We start from the raw sequence: 4308 nt of genomic DNA, 5'->3' as shown, positions 1-4308 counted from the left end.
GGCCGCGGCCCCACACCCGGTGCTGCCGGTTGTACGCCTTGATGCGGGCCCGCTCCAGCTTGCCCGCCTCGCGCCGCCGCAGCCGCTCCTGCTCCTTCTGCCGCCGGTCGTCGCGCACCTCCTCGACGGCCTCGTCGAGCGACCGCACGCCTTCGAGCAGCATCAGCGACCACGCGCGGAACGTCTCGCGCGGCGCCCGCAGCCACCGCACCATGCGGATCTGCGGCAACGGGCGCGGCACCAGGCCCTGTTCGCGCAGCGCGGCGCGACGGGTCTGCTTCAGCGCCCGGTCGAAGAGCACGGCGGCCGACAGCGACATGCCCGCGAAGAACTGCGGCGCGCCCGCGTGGTCCAGCCCGCGCGGCGCGTGCACCCAGTTGAACCAGGCGGCGGCGCCCGCGAACGTCCACACCAGCAGCCGGGAGCCGAGCGCCGCGTCGCCGTGGCTGGCCTCGCGCACCGCGAGCACCGAGCAGAACATGGCCGCGCCGTCGAGCCCGAACGGCACCAGGTACTCCCAGCCTCCGGAGAGGTTGAGGTTCTGCCGCCCGAAGCCGACGAGGCCGTGGAAGGAGAGCGCGGCCGCGACCGCCGCGCAGCAGAAGAGGAGCACGTACGACGCGCTGCCGTACACGGCCTCCTTGCGGCGCCGGCGCTCCTCGCTGCGCTCCCAGCTGTCCCCGGCCTTGGCCCCGTCGTCCGCGGCGCCGGCGCGCCGGCCGCGCAGGAACACCGCCGCCGCCACCGCGATCCCGACGAGCGCCACGGCACCCGGAAGCGCCCAGTCCAGCGATATGTCGGTCAGTCTCATTTCGCGTCCCTTGCATAGCAGTACGGCGTTTCCCGCGCCATCCTGGCGGAATCCGACTGTTCGCCAAGGGGTTTTGGAGCAAGAAGTCGCCAATGAGCTTCAAGGGCCTACGAATAGGTGTGTTTCCGTTCGAACTCGCGGGAAGGGAAAGTCGCTTGCGTTCTATTCGCATCACTCGATCGAGTGGAAAGAAAGAGGCTATATTGCGGAGAGCCGCTCAATGCGCTCCGCGTCGCAGGTGCGCGGACAGGTGACACAGGTGTCCTTGGGGCGCAGCGTGTAGAAAAGGCAGCAGCTCGCCCGGTCCCGCGTCGCCAGCGCCTCGCCCTGGTGGCCGGTCAGTTCGCGGAAAGCCGCGTCGCCGACGTACGGGCCGGTGCCGCCCGGCAGCAGCAGCCCGAGCTCGCGCTTGGCGCGCGGCTCCGCGCCGAAGAGATGCCCCAGATACCAGAGCCCCTCCACGACCTCGTCCGTCGCCATGCCCCACAGTGCTCGCCGCCCCCGCCGCATCCGGGGCCGGAACCCGTCCAGGACCGGTGCCAAGTGCTCCACGAGCGCCGCCCGCAGCTCCGCGCGCAACTCCTCCTCGCCCGCCACGACTCGTGCGCCGGGCAGGGCGGCGGCCGGGTCGCCCGGCAGGCAGGAGAACGATTCGATGCGCGCGGTCATCCGGCCCGCGGCGCGCTGGTAGGCGACGCCGGCCGCCGGGACGCGGGGGACCCGGCGGTCGAGAAACCAGGGGACCGTGAACAGCAGGCAGGCGGGCCAGGCGTAGCGGTGCAGGCCGAAACTCGCGACGACGTCGGGGCGGGCCCGCTCGCCGTAGTCGGCGAGGATCTGCGCGTCGTCCCAGGCGAGGAAGGCGTCGAGCGCGGTGCCGCCCGCCGCGAGCCCGGCCGCGGAAACCCAGCCGTCGCCGCGCGGGGGAGCCTCTTCGGTGACGGTCAGCCCCGGAAAGACCTCGGAGAGCCTGGCGTACGCCGCGCCGACCGGCGATGAGGGGCGGGGGAGCGGGCGGGCAGCGGCAGTGGACATGCGGGGCACCACCGAATCACGATCATTTACAGGTAAGCCTTACCTTACCTGATGGGCGGGTTGATTGACTGCTCCAGTGTTGAATCGCTCCACTGTTTGAACTGTCACAGGGCGCGCCTATCGTTCATAAAGGACGACAGGAGGAAGCAGATGGAGCAGGGCCGAATGGAGACCGCGCCGACACCGCTGCGGGTCAGTGTGCCGGCGCAGGCCACACCGAGCGCGCGCGGAGAACACCCCTGCGCCGAGCCCGCCTACGGCCACCCCGCCACGGTGTCGGTGCCCGCCGCGCGGAAGCTCCCGCAGCGCCACTCCGTACGCGGCCAGATACTCGACGCCCTGCGCTCGGCCCTCGTCGGCGGCGAACTCGTACCCGGCGAGGTCTACTCCGGCCCGGCGCTGGGCGAGCGGTTCGGGGTCTCCGCGACCCCCGTCCGCGAGGCGATGCAGCAGCTCGTCCTGGAAGGCGCCGTCGAGGTCGTCCCCAACCGCGGCTTCCGCGTCGCCCGCCGCAGCGCCCGCGACCTCGCCGAACTCGCCGAGATACGGGTCCTGCTCGAAGTCCCCGCCATGCTGCGCCTCGCCCGTACGGGCCGGAGCGTCGACTGGTCCGCGATCCGCCCCCTGGCCGAGGCCACCTCCGCCGCCGCCGCGCGCGGCGACCGCGCCGCGTACGCCGAGTCCGACCGCGCCTTCCACCGCGCCCTCCTCGCCCTCACCGGCAATCGCCAACTGGTCCTCATCGCCGACGACCTCCACCGCCGCTCCCAATGGCCCGCCCCCCACACCCCCTCCGCCCGCCCCACCGACCTCCTCACCGACGCCTCCGAACACCTGGCTCTTCTGGAAGCCCTCGCGGCGCAGGACGCCGCGACTGTGGAGGAACTGGTCACGGGGCATTTCACGGGGGCGGTCTGAGGGCAGGGCAGCCACCAGGCCGGGGGGGCGACCGCTCAGGGCTGAAGCGGCCGTTCAGGGCTGATACGGGCAGTGCCCGCCGTCAGGTCGACGCCGGTCCGCTTCGGGGCGCCTTCCTGCTCGTCGTCCCGCAGCACCAGCTCTATCCGCCGCTGCACGAGCTGCACCCGCTTGCTCGGGTAGATCAGCGCGTGCAACTCTTCCGTCGCGGTGGCCCCCACGCCGCGCGCGCCGTACGCGGGCCCGGGCCCGCCCCGGCGTCGGGCCAGCTGTACGCCCTTGCGCAGGGCGGCCAGCAGGAACAGCGGAATCACGATCAGCAGGGCGAGCGCGGGCCCCGTCAGCAGACTCAGCATGAGGGGGAAACGGGTGGGTCGGCAGGAACGTTCCGCCGCCGGAGGCGCGGCACGCGGCGGGCGTTAGCGGGACGTTAGTCGATCATGAGGGGTGACGGGCACGGTTCTCTTGGCGTGCGCGACAGGCTCGTACGTCGCCGCTACGCCGAGGGGAACCATCCATGTCGCACCGCACCGCGCTCCGTCGAGGCGGCAAGGCCGCTGCCGTCGCCACCCTGGTGGCCACCGCGGCGGTCGGGCTCGCTGCTTGCGACGGTGGTGGGAAGTCCGACTCGGCGGGCGGCTCGTCCTCTTCCTCTTCCGCTTCGCCCGTCGCCCTTGCCTCGGAGAATTCCGCTCACGCGGACTCGGCCACCACGGGCGCCCCGTCCGCCGACAAGCCCGCCAAGGACGTCAAGACCGCCGAGGCCGCCAAGGGCGACAAGGGCAGCGGTCACAAGAGTGCCGCTCCGGCTCAGCACAGCGTCTCGGCGCACGGCGGCGCGTCGGCGAAAAGCGGTTCCGGCGGTGGGCGCTGTACGACGGCGCAGATGAAGGCCGGGTGGGGCGCCAAGCCCGACATGAAGAGCGAGCACCAGCAGACGGCCTCCGTGTGGCTGAAGAACACCGGCAGCGGTGACTGCACCATGAGCGGGTTCCCCGGCGTTCAGCTCCAGCCCGCCAGCGGCAGCGCCATCGACCTGCCGCGCTCGTCCATGAAGCCGGTGCCCGTCAATCTGAAGCCGGGCGAGGACACGTCCTTCACCATCCGGCTGCTCCCCGAGCCGCTCGACTCGGACCAGCACACGATCGAGCCGAGCACGGTACTGGTCACCCCGCCGAACGAGAAGCAGCACTTCCAGCTCAAGTGGCCGTTCGGCGGCGCCATCCTCGACCAGTCGATGGCCACCCACCCCGGCACGTTCGTCAACCCCGTCAACGCCGGCTGACATCGCTAACTGCCGCGGTTGCCTTCCAGCGATCGCAGGCCCTCTACCAGCAGTCGCAAACCGAATTCGAAATGGGCGGTGAAATCGTCCCCGGCCAGGGTCGGCAGGCTCGCGGCCAAGTTCGGATAGGGCCCCGACGCCACCGCGTGACGCAGGCGTTCGGGGTCCGCCGGCGCGTCGCCGTCGGCGCCTTCCAGTTCCAGCGCGGCCTGTTCCTCCAGCGTGTGGCCGAGGGTGAAGGCGCCCACCGCCATCAGGG

Annotated in this window: 6 protein-coding genes; 2 read left to right on the top strand and 4 right to left on the bottom strand. The window is 71.9% G+C overall.

The features are described from left to right. Both ACFU99_RS34990 and ACFU99_RS34985 read right to left on the bottom strand, forming a co-directional pair. A partial coding sequence (locus ACFU99_RS34990; protein ID WP_384400029.1) for a DUF2637 domain-containing protein occupies window positions 1–811 on the bottom strand: 811 nt, incomplete at its 3' end. A 198-nt stretch (window positions 812–1009) separates the two neighbouring features. Next, entirely contained in the window at window positions 1010–1846 is an 837-nt protein-coding gene (locus tag ACFU99_RS34985) for a (2Fe-2S)-binding protein (RefSeq protein ID WP_384400026.1), read from the bottom strand. Between the two features lie 150 nt (window positions 1847–1996). Between ACFU99_RS34985 and ACFU99_RS34980 the strand changes: the two genes are divergently transcribed. Next, complete coding sequence (locus tag ACFU99_RS34980) at window positions 1997–2764, top strand: GntR family transcriptional regulator (protein ID WP_384400024.1); 768 nt, start codon at window positions 1997–1999, stop codon at window positions 2762–2764. Window positions 2765–2799: 35 nt separating this feature from the next. Here ACFU99_RS34980 and ACFU99_RS34975 read toward each other — a convergent pair whose 3' ends face one another. After that, on the bottom strand, window positions 2800–3120 hold the full coding sequence (locus ACFU99_RS34975; protein WP_384400021.1) for a DUF6191 domain-containing protein: 321 nt from the start codon (window positions 3118–3120) through the stop codon (window positions 2800–2802). A gap of 161 nt (window positions 3121–3281) precedes the next feature. On the opposite strand from ACFU99_RS34975, the gene ACFU99_RS34970 reads away from it, so the two are divergent. Continuing rightward, window positions 3282–4049 (top strand): DUF4232 domain-containing protein, encoded by a 768-nt coding sequence (locus tag ACFU99_RS34970; protein ID WP_384400018.1) that lies wholly within the window; start codon window positions 3282–3284, stop codon window positions 4047–4049. Window positions 4050–4054: 5 nt separating this feature from the next. Here ACFU99_RS34970 and ACFU99_RS34965 read toward each other — a convergent pair. Beyond that, the coding region (locus ACFU99_RS34965) for a TetR/AcrR family transcriptional regulator C-terminal domain-containing protein (RefSeq protein WP_384400016.1) at window positions 4055–4308 on the bottom strand (254 nt) is incomplete at its 5' end.

The organism is Streptomyces sp. NPDC057654 (assembly GCF_042800135.1).
GTDB lineage: Bacteria > Actinomycetota > Actinomycetes > Streptomycetales > Streptomycetaceae > Streptomyces.
This window is presented reverse-complemented; position numbering and strand designations above follow the sequence as displayed.